The organism is Leucobacter albus (assembly GCF_039528015.1).
Classification (GTDB): domain Bacteria; phylum Actinomycetota; class Actinomycetes; order Actinomycetales; family Microbacteriaceae; genus Leucobacter; species Leucobacter albus.
Map to the genome: position 1 here is coordinate 288,564 of NZ_BAAAKZ010000002.1, position 17,925 is coordinate 306,488.

Here is a 17,925-nt window from a genome sequence, read left to right on the forward strand (position 1 = left end):
CGCCATGTCGCCCTGCCCAGAGAGAGGAGGCTGCAATCGATCAGGTACACAGCGCCTCGCTCCGAGCTCAGCCCCCGGGCTACCGCGGGGGGCGCAGCCGCCTCGCAGACGTCGTCATCTTCGCAGGGCTCTTCGTCGGGTTCTGGGCGGTGTCGCAGGTCTCTCCCAGCCTCGCGGCACCATTCGATCCCTCGCATGCGCACGGCACGATAGCGACCGACCCCGCGCAGCTGCCCTACTACGCGGCCCGGTCGCTGCTGCGCATGTTTGCCGCGCTCGCGCTGTCGGTCGTCTTTTCGTTCGTGTATGCAACGGTAGCGGCGAGGGTTCGTGGGGCCGAGCGCATCATGATTCCCGTGCTCGACGTGCTCCAATCGGTGCCCGTGCTCGGGTTCCTCGCGGTGACGCTGCCACTCTGGCTTGCCCTCTTCCCGGGTTCAACCCTCGGGCTCGAGAGCGCCGCAGTTTTCGCTATTTTCACCAGCCAGGTGTGGAACATGACGTTCGCCTTCTACCAGGCGCTCATCGCACAGCCGCGCGACCTCGACGAGGCTGCGCGGGCGCTCCGCCTCACTCGATGGCAGCGATTCTGGAAGCTCGATGCGCCATCGGGTGCTTTTCCGCTCGTGTGGAACGGCATGATGAGCTTTGGCGGGGGCTGGTTCTTTCTCATCGCATCCGAGGTGCTCACGATCGACCAACGCGAATATGCCTTGCCAGGCATAGGTGCCTTCGCTGCGGCCGCCGCGCAGCAGGAACGCATCGATCTACTGATGCTCGCGGCAGCGGTCATGGTGGTGCTGGTGATCGGTGTGAATGTCGTGTTTTGGCGACCGCTCACCGCGTGGGCCGAGCGCTTTAGACTCGGCGATACCGATGCCTCCGACCCTCAAACGAGTGTCGTGTATGACCTGCTGCGCCGATCCGCCATTCCCGCAGCCGTAGGCGCGCTCACCCTGCCGCTGCGCAACTGGCTCGATCACGCGATGCGAGTATTCGGTCGCACGGCCCGCCGACCGCTGCGCTCGCGTACCGCGCTCCCCCGCTGGCTACGTGCTACCGCGAGCACTCTGGCGCTCGCGGCGCTCGCGCTGGGGTTCGTACTCTCGTTTCGCTTCGTCGCTACCGAGGTAGGCCTCGACCAGTTCGCCGTGACGGCAGGGCTCGGCCTCATCACCCTCGCTCGGGTCGCGGTTGTGGTGCTCCTTGGCACGGTCGTCTGGGTGCCAATCGGGGTGTGGATCGGCCTCAGCCCGAGAATCACGCGCGTCGCGCAACCCATGGTGCAGGTTCTTGCGAGCTTTCCCGCGAACTTTCTGTTTCCCCTTTTTGCGCTCGCGCTTGTCACGACCGGGGTGCGCCTCGACATCGGCGGCGTGCTGCTCATGGCCCTGGGCTCGCAGTGGTACATCCTGTTCAACGTCATCGCCGGGGCCGCGGCGATTCCCATAGATCTTCGCGAGTCTGCGCGCAGCCTTCGCCTCGATCGCGTGCTTACGTGGCGCACGCTCTACGGGCCGGCGGTGTTCGGCAGCTGGGTCACGGGGGCGCTCTCCGCCGCGGGCGGCGCATGGAACGCCTCGATCGTGGCCGAGGTGGTGAGCTACGGCGACACCACGCTCACCGCGGCAGGGCTCGGCGCCTACATCGCCGAGGCAACCACCGCAGGCGACACCGGCCACGTGATCGTTGGCGTAGCCGTCATGAGCGTGCTCGTCGTCGCGACGAACCGGCTCGTCTGGCGCAGGCTCTACAGACTCGCCGAAACCCGATATTCTCTGGCGTAGTGCCGCAGCCAACGCAGAAAGAACTGAATCGATGACGAAGGTCTACAGCACCCAACCCCCCGGGCGTGTACTCGCGAGCGTCGAGCAAATCGCTCAGATTTTTCCCTCTGCCGACGGGGGCACGCTGCAGGTCTTAGACGGCGTGAACCTGACAATTCGAGAGGGCGAGATCGTGGCGTTGCTCGGCCGCTCGGGGTCGGGAAAGTCGACGCTCTTGCGCATTCTCGCGGGGCTGCTGCAACCCTCGAGCGGTGAGGTGCGCTACCGCGGCGTCCCTGTGGCGGAGGCCGAGCCCGCCGTCGCCATGGTGTTTCAATCGTTTGCGCTCATGCCATGGCTGACCGTGCTCGAGAATGTCGAGCTCGGCCTGCGCGCCGCAGCCGTACCGCGCGCGGAGCGGCGGGCGCGCGCTCTGGCGGCCATCGACGCGATCGGGCTAGACGGGTTCGAGACCGCCTACCCCCGCGAGCTCTCGGGTGGCATGGCTCAGCGGGTCGGGTTTGCGCGCGCGTTTGTGCAGCGCCCTGACCTGCTGTTAATGGACGAACCATTTTCTGCCCTCGACGTGCTCACCGGCGAGAACCTTCGCAGCGAGCTCATGGCGGTCTGGGGCGAGCGGGAGCTCGCCGATCAGAGCATCTGCATCGTCACTCACAGCATCGAGGAGGCGGTGCAGCTGGCAGACCGCGTGCTCGTCTTGGGCGGGTCGCCCGGCACGATACAGGCCGAGCTTCCCATTCATATTCCGCGCCCCCGCGACAAGCGGAGCCCCACCTTCGAGGCAGCGGTCGACAAGCTCTACGCGCTGCTCACCGGCAGGCCCGCCGGCGCCCCGGGGGCGCACACGCCGCTTCCCGGGCCGCTCACGCACCCGCTGCCCGAGGCAACGAGCGGAGGTCTCGCGGGGCTCGTCGAGATTGTGGTTGCGCACGGCGGGCAGACCGATCTGCCAGACCTGGCAGACGAGCTATCGTTCGACATCGACGCCCTCTTGCCGCTCGTCGACGCCGCGAGCATGCTCGGCCTGCTCGAGGTCGACGGCGCGCAGAGCTTCATTACCGATGCGGGGCACGCCTGGCACTGGGCCGGAATCCAGGAGAGCAAGGCGAGCTTCGCTCACCTCGCGGTCACCAGGGCCCCGCTCGTGCGCACGATCGTAAAGGCCCTCGAGAACAGCGACACCGGAACACTGCGCGCCGATTTCTTCCGTGACCTGCTGCGCCGCGGCTTCAACGAGGCCGACGCGGAGCGCCAGCTCACGCTCGCGATCGATTGGGGCCGCTACGGCGAACTGTTTGACTACGACGCCGACACAGATGAGGTGATGCTCTCAGAGGTCGCGTCTGGGCTGGCGTCGCTCCTCGAACCCGGCGAAGGCACCGACATCGGCGAGGGCACCGGCACCGGCGAAGCGACCGAGCAAAAGCCGCCCGAGGCCCCCTAAGAGCCCCGAATAACCCCTGAGAACCCATGCGATCTCCCGAAACACCTCGAATGCTTGCGCGACTGCGCAAATGAGCTAGGGTTGAGAGGGGCCGAACCCGCCCCCATCGCGCTCGCTGCCACGGCAGCCAGACCCCCAGGGGAGGCTCAGATGCGTCACTCGATTTGGTTCATTCACTCCGGCATCGGCCGGCCGGTCAACACCGAGGGGTTCCCGCCAGAGCGACCCGACCCTGCCGAGCAGCCCCGCCCCGTGCGGGCATCGACCAGGCTCTGGGTACGATCGATGCTGGCCTTCATCGCGATGCTTCTGACGCTCGCGGCGATCATCGAACTCGTTGCCGTGCTCGTCAACGGCGAGAGCGAGTCGATGCCGTTCGGCATCGCCGGAGCGTGCGTTGCAGTTGCGATCGTGTGCACGCTCGCCGTCACACGCGGCGGGAGTGGGCGGCGCCACTAGCCGACAACCACCAAAACGTGTGGGGCGGGTCGACCTCAGGTCGATCCGCCCCACACACATGCCCGGGCGGGCATGCCTCGCGAGCCCGCCGCTACCGCAACTGCCCCGCGCGCTTCACGGTGTAGATCGGAATCACGGCCAGCAGGAACACGCCGAGAATCTGCACCCAGCTCGAGTACTCCCAACTCAGCTCGGGCATGACCTCGAAATTCTGCCCGTACCAGTTGATCAGCGTCGTCCCCGGAATCAGAATCGCCCAGAGCACAGTGAAGATCTTCACGATGTTGAGGTCGCTCGTTGAGATCTGCTGCGAAACCCCCTGCGACAGGAAGCGGTGTCGATCGACCATAAACTCAACCCGCCGGGTCAGCGCCTCGCCCTGCTGAATCAGCGCGTCGACCTGCGGCCGGGTCACCCCGGCCCCCGGTACCGTGCACTCGCGGCGCAGCAGCCTGGCAAGCTGCGTGAGTGTCGCGATCGACGAGGCGACATGCGTGAGCGCGTGATCGATGTCAACGAGCAGCTCGTTCACCCGCGGCAGATCGCTCACCCCCAGGCTGCGCGACGCCTCAGCCCGCGCCGCCTCAGCCATCGGCGCGCGCACCGTGTTAATGTCTGCTTCCATGAGGCCGAGCGCAGCAACCGCGGCCTGAAAACCGGCCTGGGCAATCGCGTACCACGCCTGATGCGGGCCCTCACCCGGGCGTTCAGACCACTGCAGCCGCGCCTCGACGTCTTGCAGCAGCGGCACCCCCGCGCCCGGCTCGATCGTCATGATCTGGTCAGGGAGCACGATGACGGTTAGCTCATACACATGCGCAGCCCCGCCCCCGGCGGCGACAAACGTCACCGGCAGCCGCCGCTCGTGGTCGACCTCGCTGCCACGCAGGCGGTTCGCCACCACACGCTCGGCCGTCTCAAAGTCGCTGCCCGAGTCGACGAAAACGCGTGTCCAGGTGTCGCGCGTGATACTCCGCACGCTCATCGCAGCCAGCCCTTCCGCTTGATATACGCGAGCGGCACGAGGGCAAATAGCGCGGTCGTTGCCATCACGAACCACTCACCCCAGCCGAGCGCAAGCTCGGGCATATTGGCGAAGTTCTGCCCGTAATACGCTGCGATCAGCGTCGGCGGTGTGAACACGGCGGTCACGACCGTGAACACCTTGATGATCTGATTCTGCTTCAAATCAAGCGTCGTCATGAGCGACTGCTGAATGTTGCGCACCTTCGCGTGCTGAAACCTGGCGTGGCGTCGCCCGCCCTCGATATCTGAGAGTGTCGTCGAGTAGTCAAAATCGACCTCGCCGCCACCCCGTCGCACCCACCGCGCCGCCCGCTCGAGCATGAGCTGCCCCTGCACGGTGCGGGCAATAAGCTCCTCGGCGCCCCCGAGCAGCACCGCGGTCTGCGCGATGTCGGCGACGCCAACCTGACGCCCCTCCATCTTGAAGCCCCCGCTGCTGTCGACCGCCTGGTCGGCAAGGTTGGTGAGCACTTGCGAGATGCGGGCAACGGTCTCTTGCATGGCGTCGTTGAGCTCCTCGAGCACCAGAATCAGCGCATCGCGGCTCGTCGGCGCGGCACTCGATCGCGCCAACAGGTTCTGCGCACGCCGCAGCGCATCGATGGGGTGGTCTGGCTCGACCGAGATGAGCAGCTCCGGCGTGAAGGCGATCAAGATTTCGGCGGAGGAGAACGACGCTGCGGCCTGCGCGTCTGGCTCGCGGTCGGGCAGCGGCAGGTCGAGCGGCAGCAGCACAAAGCCCTGCTCCTCGACAGCGTGTTTCACCGGCTGGTCGAGCCGCAACCCGTACTGCCGGTGAATGTTGCCGAGCATTATCTGGTCTGAGGCCCTTACGCGGAGCCACCCCTGCCGCGGCAGCTGATTCGTTTCGAGCTGCACGCTCGACTCAGTGTTGTCTTGCATAGTCACACTTTCAAAGTACGACCGCCCCACATGCGTGGGATCGGTCTCGTTGACGCCGGGAGATTACCCGAGCGTGAGCCCAAACAGGTGCAGGCCGGCAAAGCACGCAATCAGGCCCGCGTAGAGCACGACGACGGCCCAGATGATCTCTCGCTCGATCTTTGAACTCCCGCGCTTTCGCGAGGTTCCCGGGGTGGCGCTCGCATGGGTGCTTTCGCCACCGAGGTGGTGAACATCGATGCGCGAGCTCCAGGCAACCGGCCTCGTGGCCGAGGAACGGGCTTCGGTGGTTGGTGTGGTGGTCATGTGTGATTCCTTCAGATAAATAGTGAAATGCAAGGGGTTAGCGCAACCAGCCGCGCTGGCGCACATACAGCAGCGGCGCGAGTGCGAACACGAAGCTCAGCACGATGATCATTGGCTCCGCGAACTGCCACTCGAGAATCGGCATGTTCTCGAAGTTCATGCTGTAGTAGGTCGAGAGCAGCATCACCGGCAGGAAGACGGCGGTGACAACCGAGAACACCTTAATGATCTGGTTCTGCTTGACGTTGAGCGCAAGGTTGTTCGTCTGCTGCAGCAGCCGCACGCGATCGTGCACGAACTCGATATGCGGCTCGATCGCCTCGATATCGTCAATCAGGCGCGCAAGATCGGTGCGAACTTGCGCTCCGAGCCCCCAGAGCTTCGCGCGCAGGTGCCGCGCGGCCTCGGCGAGCGCGAGCTGGCTCTCCATGCAATACGAGAGCAGCGACTCCATGTCGGCGAGCTCCTGCTGCGTGTACGTGACATCGCTCACGCCAAACTCGCGAGATTTCTTTGCCTCGAGGCTCTCAAGTATCGCCCCGGTCTCAATCATCATGCGCTCGGTGCCGAGACTCATCGCGCTCACGAGCTCGTCAGTCGTATCTGCGATCGCCTGCAGAATGCTGCCGACAACCTCGACCGCGCTGTCGTTCTCGCGACCGTCGCGGCCCATGCGCGCCACGGCCAGGTCGAGGGCGTCAGCCGCCTCCTCCGGCTCGATTGTCACGACGGTCGAGGTGCTCACCGCGACCATGATGCGCATCGTGCGATAGCCGCTGCCAGCTCGCGTGACGTATGAGACGGGCACATAGCTGAACCCGTTCTCTGCGCTGAACGACGCAGCCGCTGCGTCTTCGAAATCGACACCGTACGCGTCGCGAAGCTCGGCGTGCAGGCGCGGGCTCTCGCCCCGCACGCGCACCCAGCGGCCCCCGATGAGGGATTGCACGTTGCCTGACAACGTCGTCGTACCCTGCTCTTTACTCATGAATTTCACTTTCTGTTTCTGCGCGGCGTTGCCCCGCGGCCGATCGCCGGTGGCCTGCACCCGGTGGCCGGTGACCCCCGGCCGATAGCCTGTGGCCTGCGCCCCGCGGCCCACTCGTCACGGCGCTAGTCGTTCTCTTTGTAGAAGCTGCCGTGCGTGCCGGAGGTCGACGAGGTCTTGGTCTCGAGCCCGTAATTAAAGACGTGTAGGCACGCCGTGACCCCGAGCATGATGACGCTGCTCACCAGCACCATGCGCGTGGTGAAGCGCTCATACCTTGTCGCGCGTCGCTTGCCTGCCCGCTCGACGCTTGGGGCCTCGAATACCTGGCTCCGCCACCGCGCCGGGGCACGGCGTGCCGTGGCTGTCTGTGCCGGCCAGTCCGCGACGTCGGGGAGCCCGACCGCCACCCCCGGCATCGTTGGTTCATAGAGTGCTGTGCGCATGCTGCTTGTTCCTCTCAGGGCACACCAAAAAGAGCCCTACGGCTCGGGAAATGCGCTTCCATGTCAGAGCTTCGGCATTGCGTGACGTAGCCAAAACGCAGCCACCTCGGGCACCCCCTTAAGCCGAGGGCGCCTGTCTTAACCTTGGGCATCTCTCGATGTCGTCAGATCAGTGGCCTGTGTTCACGCAAGAGCCTCACCGAACGAAGCGCAGTGCAAGCCTAACAACACTCAATCACTTGCGCAAGTATGCGCATTTTTGATGCCCGCGCACCGCTAGGGCTGGTAGCCGAGGTGCTTCCCCGCCAGGCGAGTGAGAATCTCCACGGTGCCCCCGCCGATCGCGAGCACGGGGCTGTCGCGGTAGATTCGTTCGACCTCGCTTTCGGCCATGAAACCCATGCCACCGAAGAGCTGCACCGCCTCGCGGTTCACCCACTCGCTATTGATCGTGGCCGTGTTCTTCGCAAACGACGCGGCCGAGATGATGCTCAACCCCTCAGCGTCGCCGTCAGGCACAGACACGGCACCAGACGCCGAGAACTCGTCCCAGCGCTCTGCGACCCTGCGCGTGTAGACCCGCGCCACATCTACGCGGCGCGCCATCTCAGCGAGCGTCGACTGCACCGTCTCGCGCGCGATGAGCGGCTGCCCAAACGTTTCTCGGTCGCGGCACCACTGCACCGTGAGATCGAGCGCCCGCTGCGCGCTCGCGTAGGCCTGCGCGGCGAGACTCACGCGCTCGCTCACGAACCCATGCGAGATATAGCTGAAGCCCGCCCCCTCCTCACCAACGAGCATCGAGACGGGAACGCGAGCTCGGTCGTAGAACAACTCCGCCGTGTCAGAGGCTCGCCAGCCCATCTTGTCAAGCTTCTTCGCAACGCTGAACCCCGGAGTGTTCGTCGGCACAACGACGAGCGAGACTCCCCTCGCCCCCGGCCCGCCTGTGCGCACCGCCGTTGTGACAAAATCCGCTCGGGTCGCCGAGGTGATGAACGTCTTGGATCCGCTCACGACGTAGTCGTCGCCGTCGCGCACCGCCGCCGTGCGCAGGTGCCCGACATCGCTGCCCCCGCTGGGTTCGGTGATTGCGAGCGAGCCGATGAGTTCGCCCTCAATCGTCGGCCGCACAAACCTGTCAATCAGCTCGCTCGTGCCGGCGAGCACCATGTGCGGCAACGCAATTCCGGCGGTAAACAGCGACGCATACACTCCGCCAGACATGCCGGCCTCGTGGGCCGCCTCCGTAACTGCGACGGTCGCGAGCAGCCCACCTCCGCCGCCGCCCACCGCCTCCGGAAACCCGGCGCCGATGAGCCCGAGCCGGCCCGCGGCGAGGTGCAGCTCTCGGGGAATTTCTCCGGCGCGCTCCCACTCGGCCTGCTCGGGAAGCACCTCGGCAGCAACGAATTGCTTTGTCACAGCTTTGAGCTCGGTAATCTCTTCCCGACCAATCACTTCAGACTCGTATGTGTTCACCGCGTCGCTCCTCTCACTCAATGTAGACCTCGGGCTGGCGCGCCCTACGCAATCCGCTCCCCCGGCGCGGGCCCGCTGGTCGGGGCGCCGGCGAACGCCTGCGCGACCCGCATCCACTCCGCGGCCCCCTCTCCCTGCGCGACGAGCTCAACATCAGCGATATTTCTGCGCTGAGTGACCACCGCGGCGAACGCCCAGCCCGACCCCGTCACGCGGTCGGCCGCGCCCTCGGGGCCTGCTTCGAAGCGCGCGCCGCCCGGCATCTCGAGTTCGACGCGCGGCTCCGCGGCGGGCACGGGCAGGCCGCGAATCTTGAAGGCGAACTCGCGCGTGCGCACGCCGAGGCGCGCGACCGCCCACAACGCCGAGGTCGCAGGGAGCGTGCGGCCGAGCGCGTCGAATACATCGAGCGCGTGCGCCCACGTTTCCATGGTGCGCGCGGTCGCGATCGTTACCGGCCGCATCGGCGGGCCGAACCAGGGAATCTGGCCAGCAGGATCCGCGGCCGCGAGCGCCAGCTGCAACTCGCGCCGCCCCGACCGCCACGCTGCGAGGAGTTCGTCGGCCGGTGCGCTGCCGCGCTCGTGGGCGCCACGGTCGACGAGGTCTGCCTGGCCGCTCTCGGCCGCCCGCGAAGCTTCGGCCACGAGGGCACGGAAGCCCTCTGGGTCGGTGATCGCGGTGAGCGTCACCTCGTCTGTCCAGAGGAGGTGACCGATCTGGTCTGCGATGCTCCACCCCTCGGCCGGCGTGGGCCGCAGCCACTCTTGCGCCGGCAGCTCGGCTACCGCCTCGTCGAGCAGCTCCGAAGTCTCTCCGAGCGCCTGCAAAGCCTGCGTGACGTCCATTCGCGCCCCACCCCGTCCGTTGCCCTGGAAGTTCGCTTCGACTCTCGTGAGTCAAAAACAATCTTCCTTGATTGTTATTGATCCTTCACATACAGTAACCAACGAGCGTCGATTTGGCTACCGCTACCGACGGCGGAGGCCGACAGCTTGGTCATTCAAAGGAGAATAATCATGAGCGTTCCTCTCGGAAAATGGGTTTCAATCCACGCGCTTCGCACCGGCGACCGACCCGCCCTGGTCGACGTCGAGACGGACACGTCGATCACGTTTCGGGAGCTCGACGAACGCACGACCCGCCTGGCCTCTGCCCTGCGGGAGCGAGGCGTCGCGGCCGGCGACAGGGTCGCGGTGTGTGCGCTCAACAGCCCGGCGATGCTCGAGATTCTCTTTGCTGTCGCGAAGCTCGACGCGGTGACCGTGCTTATCAACCACCGGCTCACCGCGACCGAGATCAATTTCATTCTCGCCGACTCCGGGGCGACCCTCGCGTTCGCCTCAACACCGCTGCAGGAGGCCGTCATCGCCGCCACGGCGGGCACATCTGTCACGGAGACGATCCCGCTGCTCACGGCAGCAGAGCGCCGCGCCGGCGCACAGAGCGAGTTCGAGCAGCTCATCGACTCCGGCGACCCAGGGGCGCCCCTCCCCGAGGTAGACCCAGACAGCGCTGCGCTGCTCATGTACACTTCGGGCACAACCGGCAAGCCGAAGGGCGCGGTTCTCAGCCACGCCAACCTGTTCTGGGTCTCGCTGTACCACAACAGCATGGAAACGGGGCTGAGCCCGCGCGACCGCAACATCGTCGTCGCGCCCATGTTCCATGTCGGCGGCCTAGCCGTGTACACGCTTGCCACGCTCTATTGGGGCGGCAGCAACTACATTCTCGAGGCGTTCGCGCCGGCCACCTGGGCAGCCGCCGTCGAAAAGTATGCGTGCACCAAGGCATTCGCCGTACCGACGATGTGGACGGCGATATTGCGCTCGGGCGAACTCGATGCGCACGACACCTCGTCGCTGAACGTCGCGATCACCGGCGGAGCGCCATGCCCCATCCCCGTCATCGAGGGGCTCAAAGCGAAGGGCATGGCGTTTATTGAGGGCTTCGGCATGACCGAGACCGCCGCGGCCGCCTCATCGCTCTCAAGCGAGTTCATCACGACAAAGGCCGGCTCGATTGGAAAGCCATCGCCCAACGTTGACTTCCGCGTCGTCGACAAGCAGGGGCGCGACGTCGAGGGCGACACCGTCGGCGAGCTGATTCTGCGCGGGCCGTCGGTGTTCTCGGGCTACTGGAATCGCCCCGACGCCAACGCCGAGTCGTTTCGCGATGGCTGGTTCTTCACGGGCGATCTCGCGCGCATCGACGCTGACGGGTTCTATTTCCTGGTCGACCGCAAGAAAGACATGGTGATCTCGGGTGGCGAGAACGTCTACCCCATCGAGGTCGAGCAGGTGCTGCACACCCACGACGGCATTACCGACGTCTCGGTCATCGGAACACCGCACGACTACTGGGGCGAGGCGGTCACCGCGATCATCGTGTCGGGCGGAGCGAGCAACAGCGAAGACCTCGCGGCCAGTCTCGACAAGCACGCGCGCACGCACCTCGCGGGGTTCAAGGTGCCCCGACGGTACTTCGTTGTCGAGGCCCTGCCGCTCACGGCAACCGGCAAAGTGCGCAAGGTCGAGTTGCGAGAGTGGGTGAAGGAGCTCACGCCCATCGGGGAGCCGCAGTAGCGGCTACCTGTGCCACTCGAGGCGTGCACCCGGCGCCGGGCCGTTCGTCGGCACCCCGCCAAAGGCCTGGGCGATGCGCATCCACCGGGCGGCGCCGTCGCCCGCGACATCGAGCTTCACATCGGCAACGTTGCGGCGCTGTGTCACAACCGCCGCGAACGACCAGGCGTCGCCTGCGACGCTCTCGGGGGCGTCTGCGGGGCCGAACTCGAGACGCTCGCCGTGAGCAGCTGCCAGGTCAACCCGCACCGCGGCGACCGGAAGCTCGATATCGCGCGCACGGAACGACGCCTCGCGGGTGCGCATGCCCATGCGCGCAACGACGTTTACGCCCGCAGTAGAGGGCGCCTGCATAGCGAGCGCGTCGTAGACATCGAGTGCGTGCGCCCACGTCTCGACGATGCGTGCGGCAACCAGCGTGCGCGGCAGCACCTGCTGCCCGAGAAGGTTCACCCTGCCCCCTGGGTCTGCCTCGAGCACCGCACGAGCCAGCGCCCGCCTGCCCGCGCGCCACTCGTGCAAGAGATGCAACACCGGCAGCGCTGCGCGCTCCCTGGCGCCCCGGTCGACAAACCCGCTCACCGCGCTGCCGGCAACCCGCGCGAGAAACTGCTCGAGCTCGGGGTCGCGTCGCAGCGCCCGCAACGAGACCTCGTCAGACCACACGAGGTGGCCAATCTGAGTGGCGATATTCCACCCCCGGGCGGGCGTTGGGCGTGACCACCTGCGCGGCGGCAACGCGCTCACTGTCTGGTCGAGAGCCTCGGAGGCGTCGTCAAGCACCGCAAGGGCCTGAGTGAGTTCCATCAGCGCACCCTCCGCTCTGAGGGCCCGGGCAGCCGCCTCGCAACTGCGTGCACCGCCAACCCCGGGCAATTCGGTTACCCAACAGGTTGCAACTGTAGCCCGAATCTATAACAAAAGTCCATGCGGGGCAGGTGTGAAGCACGAAATGGTCGGCGCGGGGCGTTCGATGCTGCGGCCTTCCGGGCCCGGGAATCTGCACTCACACGGAGATCTGCCGAACCAAGCCCACACACCGCCGCACACGGCCCTGGCTGCGCAGATCGCCCCCGGAACTGCAGATGCGAAGCACCACGGCGCCGCCGCCCCGCGGCCACGCCGCACCGCGGCCACGCCGCACCACGGCGCCGCCGCCCCGCGGCCACGCCGCACCGCGGCGCCACAGCACCGCCGCCACACATTCTGTGCCCTGGAGAGGAATCGAACCTCCGACACCTTCTTTAGGAGAGAAGTGCTCTATCCACTGAGCTACCAAGGCGTAAGGCGCACACGTGCGCCAAGAAACGAGTCTAGCGCACCGAGCGCGCTCTCCCGCGACCCATCACCAGAATGACGATGGCGCGCACCACGCTCAGCCAGCGCTAGCCGGCCCCACAAACACCAGTGGGGCGCAGCTCGAAAGCTGCGCCCCACTGAAAAACGAGTGTTAGCTCATCCGCACGACGGTCGAGGGGAGCTGGCCCCAGACGCTGATCGCGTCGACAACGGTGGTGCCACCGCTCCAGCCACCGTGAACGGCCTGGCCGCCACCGATGTACACGGCCACGTGTGGGAGGCCCGGCCAGATGAGAATGTCGCCGGGTGCAAGCGCGGTGCTGCCGTGCACGTACCCGGTGGTCGCACCGTAGCGAGTGAAGTCGTTCACGCCGTGGTCGTAGCCACCCTGGTCGCGACGCTGAGTCTGACCGATCGCTGCGAGCGCGTTCTGCACGAGGTCGGTGCAGTCTTGGCCAACGCCAACCTGGGCGAGCGCTGCTGCAACGAGGCCGCTTGCGCCAGCACCTGCCGGAATTTCGACTGCAGCGGGGGCCGACTTCTCGCCGCCCTTGGCCGCCGCGTCGAGCTCCTTGGCACGCTCTTCGGCTTCAGCCACGAGACGGTCGCGGCGCTCCTGGTCGGCGACGCTGGTGTCAACCTCGAGCGGAATGTCATCGATCTTGGTGAGCGACGGGCCCGCGGTCACCTTAATCGACTGTGATTCGGCGACGGCGGCGACGGGCGCCTCCTGGTCGTTGAACGCGTAGGCCGGCAGCGCGAGCGTGCCGAACATAGCGAAAGTGAACACGGCGGCGCCGCTCACTCGTGCGATCTTCTTGACCTTCGCCTTGGACGAAGCTGCGGAGTCGGTCGCAGCGACGACCTCGGTACTGGGCTGTGAATTCACGAAATATCTACCTTACGTTGGTGCTTGTTGGCGGTCGAAATGCGACCGTTGAAGCGAAGACTGAAGCAAGCCTAACCGAACATCACGAAATTGTCACGCTCAGATTACGAGAGCTAAATCACGCCCTGCTCGAGCATCGCCTGGGCGACGGTAACGAAGCCGGCGGAGTTCGCGCCGAGCACGTAATCGCCCGGTTTGCCGTAGCGCTCGGAGGCCGAGTAGCAGAGCTCATGCACGTCGCGCATGATCTCGTGCAGTCGACTCTCGCTCTTGTCGAAGTCCCAGCGCGAGCGCGCCGCATTCTGGCTCATCTCGAGCGCCGAGGTTGCAACGCCGCCGGCGTTCGCTGCCTTGCCCGGCGCGAACAGCACGCCTGCGCCCTGCAACACCTCGATCGCCTCTGGCGTCGTCGGCATGTTTGCGCCCTCGGCGACCGCACGCACACCGTTCTTGATGAGCTCGCGCGCAGCGTCGACGCCGAGCTCGTTCTGCGTCGCGCACGGGAAGGCGAGTTCGCCCCGCACGTCCCACACGCTGCCACCGGCGACGAAGTGCGCACCCGGGCGGCGTTCAGCGTACTCAGAGATTCGCGCGCGCTCGGTTTCCTTCACCTGCTTCAGCAGGTCGACATCGATGCCCGCCTCGTCGACGATGTAGCCACTCGAGTCAGACGCGGTGATCGCCCGGCCCCCGAGCTGCTGCACCTTCTCAATGACATAGGTCGCGACGTTGCCAGAGCCCGAGACGATCGCGCGGCGCCCGGCAACGCCGTCGGCCGCGCGGGCCAGCATTTCCTCGGCGAAGAACACTGCGCCGTACCCGGTTGCCTCGGTGCGCACCTCGGCGCCACCCCAGCCCTTACCCTTGCCGGTCAGCACACCAGATTCGTAGCGGTGGGTGAGCCTGCGGTACTGACCGAAGAGGTAGCCGATCTCGCGCGCCCCAACGCCGATGTCGCCCGCGGGAACGTCGGTGTGCTCGCCGATGTAGTGTACGAGCTCGGTCATAAAGGCCTGCGAGAAACGCATGACCTCGGCATCGCTCTTACCTGCCGGGTCGAAATCGGATCCGCCCTTGCCGCCACCGATGCGCTGCGAAGTGAGCGCGTTCTTGAACACCTGCTCGAAACCGAGAAACTTCACGACCGACAGGTTGACACTCGGGTGAAAGCGCAGGCCGCCCTTATAGGGGCCGAGCGCCGCGTTGAACTGAATGCGGTAGCCGCGGTTGACCTGCACCTTGCCGCGGTCGTCGACCCACGGCACACGGAAGAGAATCTGGCGCTCGGGCTCGACGAGGCGCTCGAGAATTCCGGCCTCGATGTATTCGGGGTGCTCCTCGAGCACGGGCGCGAGGGTCTCAAGGACTTCTCGCACTGCCTGGAGAAACTCCGGCTCCCCCTGGTTGCGGCATTCGACGGCTTCAAGAACTGCGCTGAGGTGCGCCTCCGGCGTTGGAAGTGACAATGCTGTCTCCTCGGGGTATCAGCTCCATAAATCATGGGCTCGCCAAAACAGGCGATATCGAACGTCTACAAAATGGCAGAAATAGACGCCGCCTCATCTACGAGACGAAAATGTGTGCCGCCACCTCCACTGGAATGTCGATGGCATCACTGTTCCCCTCCACCTCAACGCGAACAACGTCGCCCGTGCGAGTGAAGGAAGCTATGTTTCCGGGAACGACCCCGGCCGCGGCGAGCTGTGCGAGCATCTCGGGCGCGTACTGCGCAGGCTCGGCGAGGCGGCGAATCGTGGCGCGGGCCGGGTTGTTTGGGCGGGCCAGCCAATCGATCATGCCGAGTTCATTGCCGTTGGCAGCAGGTGCTGGGCGAGCGCCGAGCTCCTCGAGGCCCGGAATGCGGTTGCCGTAGGGCGAGACGGTTGGCCGGTCGAGAATGCTGAGCAGCTTGCGCTCGACCTGCTCGCTCATCACGTGCTCCCACCGGCACGCCTCCTCGTGCACGAACTCCCACTCGAGCCCGATCACATCAGCTAGGAGCCGCTCCGCGAGGCGGTGCTTGCGCATCACGCGGATCGCGCGGGCGTGACCCTCCTCGGTGAATTCGAGCTGTCGGTCACCCGTCACCACAACGAGCCCGAGTCGCTCCATGCGTGCAACGGTCTGCGAAACCGTGGGCCCCGAGTGGCCGAGCCGCTCGGAAATCCGCGCGCGCAGCGGGACGATGCCTTCTTCCTCGAGTTCGAGAATGGTTCGAAGGTACATCTCGGTAGTGTCGATCAGGTCCGTCAATGTATACCCCACAAGCAGTCTGCGTAAGGCCCAGCTTACGACATCTCGCGGCCCCACTCACGCAAGAGTTCAGCCATCGGTCAGCAGGATCTCGCCAGCGAGGCCCGAATCGCGGCGGTTAAGTGCCGACCCGGTCGCAGAATACTCTCTAGAATTAGCCCATGCCTGCCATTGAACTGCCAACATCGCTCATCCCCGCAGACGGCCGCTTCGGCTGCGGCCCGTCGAAGATTCGCGACGAGCAGCTTGCCTTCCTGTCAAGCCTGCAGCCCACTGTGCTCGGCACCTCGCACCGCCAGGCACCGGTGAAGAACCTCGTCGGCAGCGTGCGCGAGGGCCTCGCGCAGCTCTTCCGCGCGCCAGAGGGCTACGAGATCTTGCTGGCGAACGGCGGCGCAACGACCTTCTGGGACTCGGCGGTGCACTCGCTGATCTCGCGCCGCAGCCAGCACCTCACGTTCGGCGAGTTCGGCGCGAAGTTCGGCGCCGCGGCCGCCGCCGCGCCATTCCTCGAGGAGCCCACGATTCGCAAGGCAGAGCCTGGTTCGCGCTCCGAGCTGCTCCCCCAGGCCGGCGTCGACGTCTACGCCTACCCGCACAACGAGACCTCGACAGGCGTGATGGCCGACGTGCGCCGAGCGGCGGGCGACGGGGTGGATCCCGGGGCGCTGACGGTCGTTGACGCGACAAGCGCCGCCGGCGGCATCGATTTTGACGCCTCCGAGACCGACGTCTACTACTTCTCGCCGCAGAAGAACTTCGCCTCAGACGGCGGGCTGTGGTTCGCGCTGGTATCGCCCGCCGCGATCGAGCGCATTGAGCAGCAGACCAACGGCGACCGCTACATTCCCGAGTCGCTGAACCTCGCCGGCGCGCTATCGAACTCGCGGCTGAACCAGACGCTCAACACTCCGGCGCTCGCGACGCTCGCGCTCATGGACGAGCAGGTGCGGTGGATCAACGACAACGGTGGGCTGTCGTGGGCCGCCGCGCGCACCGCCGAGTCGTCGGGCGTGCTCTACGAGTGGGCCGAGAAGAGCGAGGTTGCGACGCCGTTCGTGGCGGATCCGCAGCATCGATCGCAGGTTGTTGTCACCATTGATTTCGACGACTCGGTCGACGCCTCGGCTATTTCGAAGGCGCTGCGCGAGAACGGCATCGTCGACACGGAGCCCTACCGCAAGCTGGGCCGCAACCAGCTGCGCATCGCGACGTTCACGGCGATCGAGCCCGACGACGTGCGCACCCTCACCGGCGCGATCGACTACGTGCTCGAGCGGCTGTAACGGCGCGTACCAACGATCACGAGGGGGGCCTCCTGCTGCATGCGGGAGGCCCCCTCTGTGTCTCACGCCGAAAAGGGCTGGCGCTGGGCGAGCGACATGGTAAGCTGAACGCGTTCACTGAACCAGTTCATTGAGGGAGGGCGAGATGCGCACACGCCAGCTTCAACGCCGCACATCAGTCGCTCAGGTGCTTGATGCTGCCGAACGACTCTTCGCAACGTTCGGGTTCGTCGATACCACGGTCAAAGACATCGCCGCTGCCGCGGGCCTCAGCGTCGGCACAGTCATGTCTGTCGGCGATAAGAACGCCCTGCTCGTTTCGGTGTTTGACGATCGAATCGCCAAGATCCACAGCGCTCGCCCCGCGGTCACCACAGCGCAAACGGCTCCGTGCGCAGAGCGGCTCACCCTCCTGTTCACGCCATTCGCAGAGCTCTTCACCCGCCAGCCCGAGCTCAGTCGCAGCTATGCGAGCATCCTCGTCAGCGGGCAGCACTCCTCCCGCGTGTTCTCCGAGCTCGCAGCCACGCTCACTGACGAGATTGCTGCGGAGCTCGATCGCTGCTCCCGGGCGTGCGGGGTAGCGGACGCGACTCTCGAAGCCACCCGCGCGAGGGCAATCTACCTCGCCTACCTCGGGCTGCTCTTTACTTGGCCGCCTGAGTTGGATGCAGACACAGGCGCGCTGCTGACCGCGCTCCAGCAGCTGTCGGAATCGCAGCTCCCCACCTGCCGTTGCCGTGTTGCAGCCTCGGTTCAAGCGTGACGTCAC

17 protein-coding genes, 1 tRNA gene and 1 riboswitch are annotated in these 17,925 nt (G+C 66.0%); of the genes, 6 read left to right on the forward strand and 12 right to left on the reverse strand.

Features of this window, described 5'->3' with window-relative positions; all coding sequences use genetic code 11:
* The first annotated feature begins 149 nt into the window (after positions 1-149).
* From ABD115_RS02925 to ABD115_RS02935, 3 genes are all read left to right on the forward strand, one after another.
* The gene (locus ABD115_RS02925; RefSeq protein ID WP_343958031.1) at positions 150-1,787 is read left to right on the forward strand and encodes an ABC transporter permease; all 1,638 of its coding nucleotides are present in this window, start codon (positions 150-152) and stop codon (positions 1,785-1,787) included.
* A 31-nt stretch (positions 1,788-1,818) separates the two neighbouring features.
* Complete coding sequence (locus ABD115_RS02930) at positions 1,819-3,231, forward strand: ABC transporter ATP-binding protein (RefSeq protein ID WP_343958033.1); 1,413 nt, start codon at positions 1,819-1,821, stop codon at positions 3,229-3,231.
* A 150-nt stretch (positions 3,232-3,381) separates the two neighbouring features.
* Complete coding sequence (locus tag ABD115_RS02935) at positions 3,382-3,690, forward strand: hypothetical protein (protein WP_343958034.1); 309 nt, start codon at positions 3,382-3,384, stop codon at positions 3,688-3,690.
* Between the two features lie 91 nt (positions 3,691-3,781).
* On the opposite strand, the gene ABD115_RS02940 is transcribed toward ABD115_RS02935, so the two are convergent.
* The 7 genes from ABD115_RS02940 to ABD115_RS02970 form a co-directional block, all read right to left on the reverse strand.
* The gene (locus ABD115_RS02940) at positions 3,782-4,675 is read right to left on the reverse strand and encodes a CorA family divalent cation transporter (protein WP_343958036.1); all 894 of its coding nucleotides are present in this window, start codon (positions 4,673-4,675) and stop codon (positions 3,782-3,784) included.
* Positions 4,672-5,619, reverse strand: a complete 948-nt coding sequence (locus ABD115_RS02945; protein WP_343958038.1) for a CorA family divalent cation transporter — start codon at positions 5,617-5,619, stop codon at positions 4,672-4,674. Before ABD115_RS02945 ends, ABD115_RS02940 begins: the two co-directional genes overlap by 4 nt.
* Before the next feature lie 63 nt (positions 5,620-5,682).
* Positions 5,683-5,925 carry a hypothetical protein gene (locus ABD115_RS02950; RefSeq protein ID WP_343958040.1) on the reverse strand — a complete coding sequence of 81 codons (243 nt, stop codon included), beginning with the start codon at positions 5,923-5,925 and terminating at the stop codon, positions 5,683-5,685.
* Positions 5,926-5,962: 37 nt separating this feature from the next.
* On the reverse strand, positions 5,963-6,913 hold the full coding sequence (locus ABD115_RS02955) for a CorA family divalent cation transporter (protein WP_343958042.1): 951 nt from the start codon (positions 6,911-6,913) through the stop codon (positions 5,963-5,965).
* Positions 6,914-7,038: 125 nt separating this feature from the next.
* Complete coding sequence (locus ABD115_RS02960; protein WP_343958044.1) at positions 7,039-7,359, reverse strand: hypothetical protein; 321 nt, start codon at positions 7,357-7,359, stop codon at positions 7,039-7,041.
* A 49-nt stretch (positions 7,360-7,408) separates the two neighbouring features.
* Positions 7,409-7,574, reverse strand: a riboswitch (M-box (ykoK) riboswitch).
* Positions 7,575-7,635: 61 nt separating this feature from the next.
* Complete coding sequence (locus tag ABD115_RS02965; protein WP_343958046.1) at positions 7,636-8,841, reverse strand: acyl-CoA dehydrogenase family protein; 1,206 nt, start codon at positions 8,839-8,841, stop codon at positions 7,636-7,638.
* Positions 8,842-8,885: 44 nt separating this feature from the next.
* The gene (locus tag ABD115_RS02970) at positions 8,886-9,689 is read right to left on the reverse strand and encodes a TIGR03084 family metal-binding protein (protein ID WP_343958048.1); all 804 of its coding nucleotides are present in this window, start codon (positions 9,687-9,689) and stop codon (positions 8,886-8,888) included.
* Between the two features lie 171 nt (positions 9,690-9,860).
* Here ABD115_RS02970 and ABD115_RS02975 point away from each other — a divergent pair, with 171 nt between their 5' ends.
* Positions 9,861-11,426, forward strand: a complete 1,566-nt coding sequence (locus ABD115_RS02975) for an acyl-CoA synthetase (RefSeq protein ID WP_343958050.1) — start codon at positions 9,861-9,863, stop codon at positions 11,424-11,426.
* 3 nt (positions 11,427-11,429) lie between these two features.
* On the opposite strand, the gene ABD115_RS02980 is transcribed toward ABD115_RS02975, so the two are convergent.
* The 5 genes from ABD115_RS02980 to ABD115_RS03000 all read right to left on the reverse strand — a co-directional run bounded on the left by ABD115_RS02980 (position 11,430) and on the right by ABD115_RS03000 (position 15,867).
* Positions 11,430-12,233 (reverse strand): maleylpyruvate isomerase family mycothiol-dependent enzyme, encoded by an 804-nt coding sequence (locus ABD115_RS02980; protein ID WP_343958052.1) that lies wholly within the window; start codon positions 12,231-12,233, stop codon positions 11,430-11,432.
* Between the two features lie 402 nt (positions 12,234-12,635).
* Positions 12,636-12,708: transfer RNA gene (locus ABD115_RS02985), tRNA-Arg, on the reverse strand.
* A gap of 168 nt (positions 12,709-12,876) precedes the next feature.
* Positions 12,877-13,614, reverse strand: a complete 738-nt coding sequence (locus tag ABD115_RS02990; protein WP_343958054.1) for a hypothetical protein — start codon at positions 13,612-13,614, stop codon at positions 12,877-12,879.
* 113 nt (positions 13,615-13,727) lie between these two features.
* Positions 13,728-15,080: an NADP-specific glutamate dehydrogenase gene (gdhA, locus tag ABD115_RS02995; RefSeq protein ID WP_343958056.1), complete on the reverse strand. Its 1,353-nt coding sequence runs from the start codon at positions 15,078-15,080 to the stop codon at positions 13,728-13,730.
* A 97-nt stretch (positions 15,081-15,177) separates the two neighbouring features.
* Positions 15,178-15,867: an iron-dependent transcriptional repressor DtxR gene (locus tag ABD115_RS03000; protein WP_343958058.1), complete on the reverse strand. Its 690-nt coding sequence runs from the start codon at positions 15,865-15,867 to the stop codon at positions 15,178-15,180.
* Positions 15,868-16,028: 161 nt separating this feature from the next.
* On the opposite strand from ABD115_RS03000, the gene serC reads away from it, so the two are divergent.
* Both serC and ABD115_RS03010 read left to right on the forward strand, forming a co-directional pair.
* Positions 16,029-17,153: a phosphoserine transaminase gene (gene serC, locus ABD115_RS03005; protein ID WP_343958060.1), complete on the forward strand. Its 1,125-nt coding sequence runs from the start codon at positions 16,029-16,031 to the stop codon at positions 17,151-17,153.
* A gap of 145 nt (positions 17,154-17,298) precedes the next feature.
* Complete coding sequence (locus tag ABD115_RS03010) at positions 17,299-17,919, forward strand: TetR/AcrR family transcriptional regulator (RefSeq protein ID WP_343958062.1); 621 nt, start codon at positions 17,299-17,301, stop codon at positions 17,917-17,919.
* The last annotated feature ends 6 nt before the right edge of the window (positions 17,920-17,925 follow it).

Excerpts from the sequence above, each read along its gene's own strand:
- ABD115_RS02945 (WP_343958038.1), bottom strand. The coding sequence starts at position 5,619 with ATGCAAGACAACACTGAGTCGAGCGTGCAGCTCGAAACGAATCAGCTG.
- ABD115_RS02980 (WP_343958052.1), bottom strand. The coding sequence starts at position 12,233 with ATGGAACTCACTCAGGCCCTTGCGGTGCTTGACGACGCCTCCGAGGCT.
- ABD115_RS02950 (WP_343958040.1), bottom strand. The coding sequence starts at position 5,925 with ATGACCACCACACCAACCACCGAAGCCCGTTCCTCGGCCACGAGGCCG.
- ABD115_RS02975 (WP_343958050.1), top strand. The coding sequence starts at position 9,861 with ATGAGCGTTCCTCTCGGAAAATGGGTTTCAATCCACGCGCTTCGCACC.
- ABD115_RS03010 (WP_343958062.1), top strand. The coding sequence starts at position 17,299 with ATGCGCACACGCCAGCTTCAACGCCGCACATCAGTCGCTCAGGTGCTT.
- serC (WP_343958060.1), top strand. The coding sequence starts at position 16,029 with ATGCCTGCCATTGAACTGCCAACATCGCTCATCCCCGCAGACGGCCGC.
- ABD115_RS02955 (WP_343958042.1), bottom strand. The coding sequence starts at position 6,913 with ATGAGTAAAGAGCAGGGTACGACGACGTTGTCAGGCAACGTGCAATCC.
- ABD115_RS02970 (WP_343958048.1), bottom strand. The coding sequence starts at position 9,689 with ATGGACGTCACGCAGGCTTTGCAGGCGCTCGGAGAGACTTCGGAGCTG.
- ABD115_RS02930 (WP_343958033.1), top strand. The coding sequence starts at position 1,819 with ATGACGAAGGTCTACAGCACCCAACCCCCCGGGCGTGTACTCGCGAGC.
- ABD115_RS02960 (WP_343958044.1), bottom strand. The coding sequence starts at position 7,359 with ATGCGCACAGCACTCTATGAACCAACGATGCCGGGGGTGGCGGTCGGG.
- ABD115_RS02940 (WP_343958036.1), bottom strand. The coding sequence starts at position 4,675 with ATGAGCGTGCGGAGTATCACGCGCGACACCTGGACACGCGTTTTCGTC.
- ABD115_RS02935 (WP_343958034.1), top strand. The coding sequence starts at position 3,382 with ATGCGTCACTCGATTTGGTTCATTCACTCCGGCATCGGCCGGCCGGTC.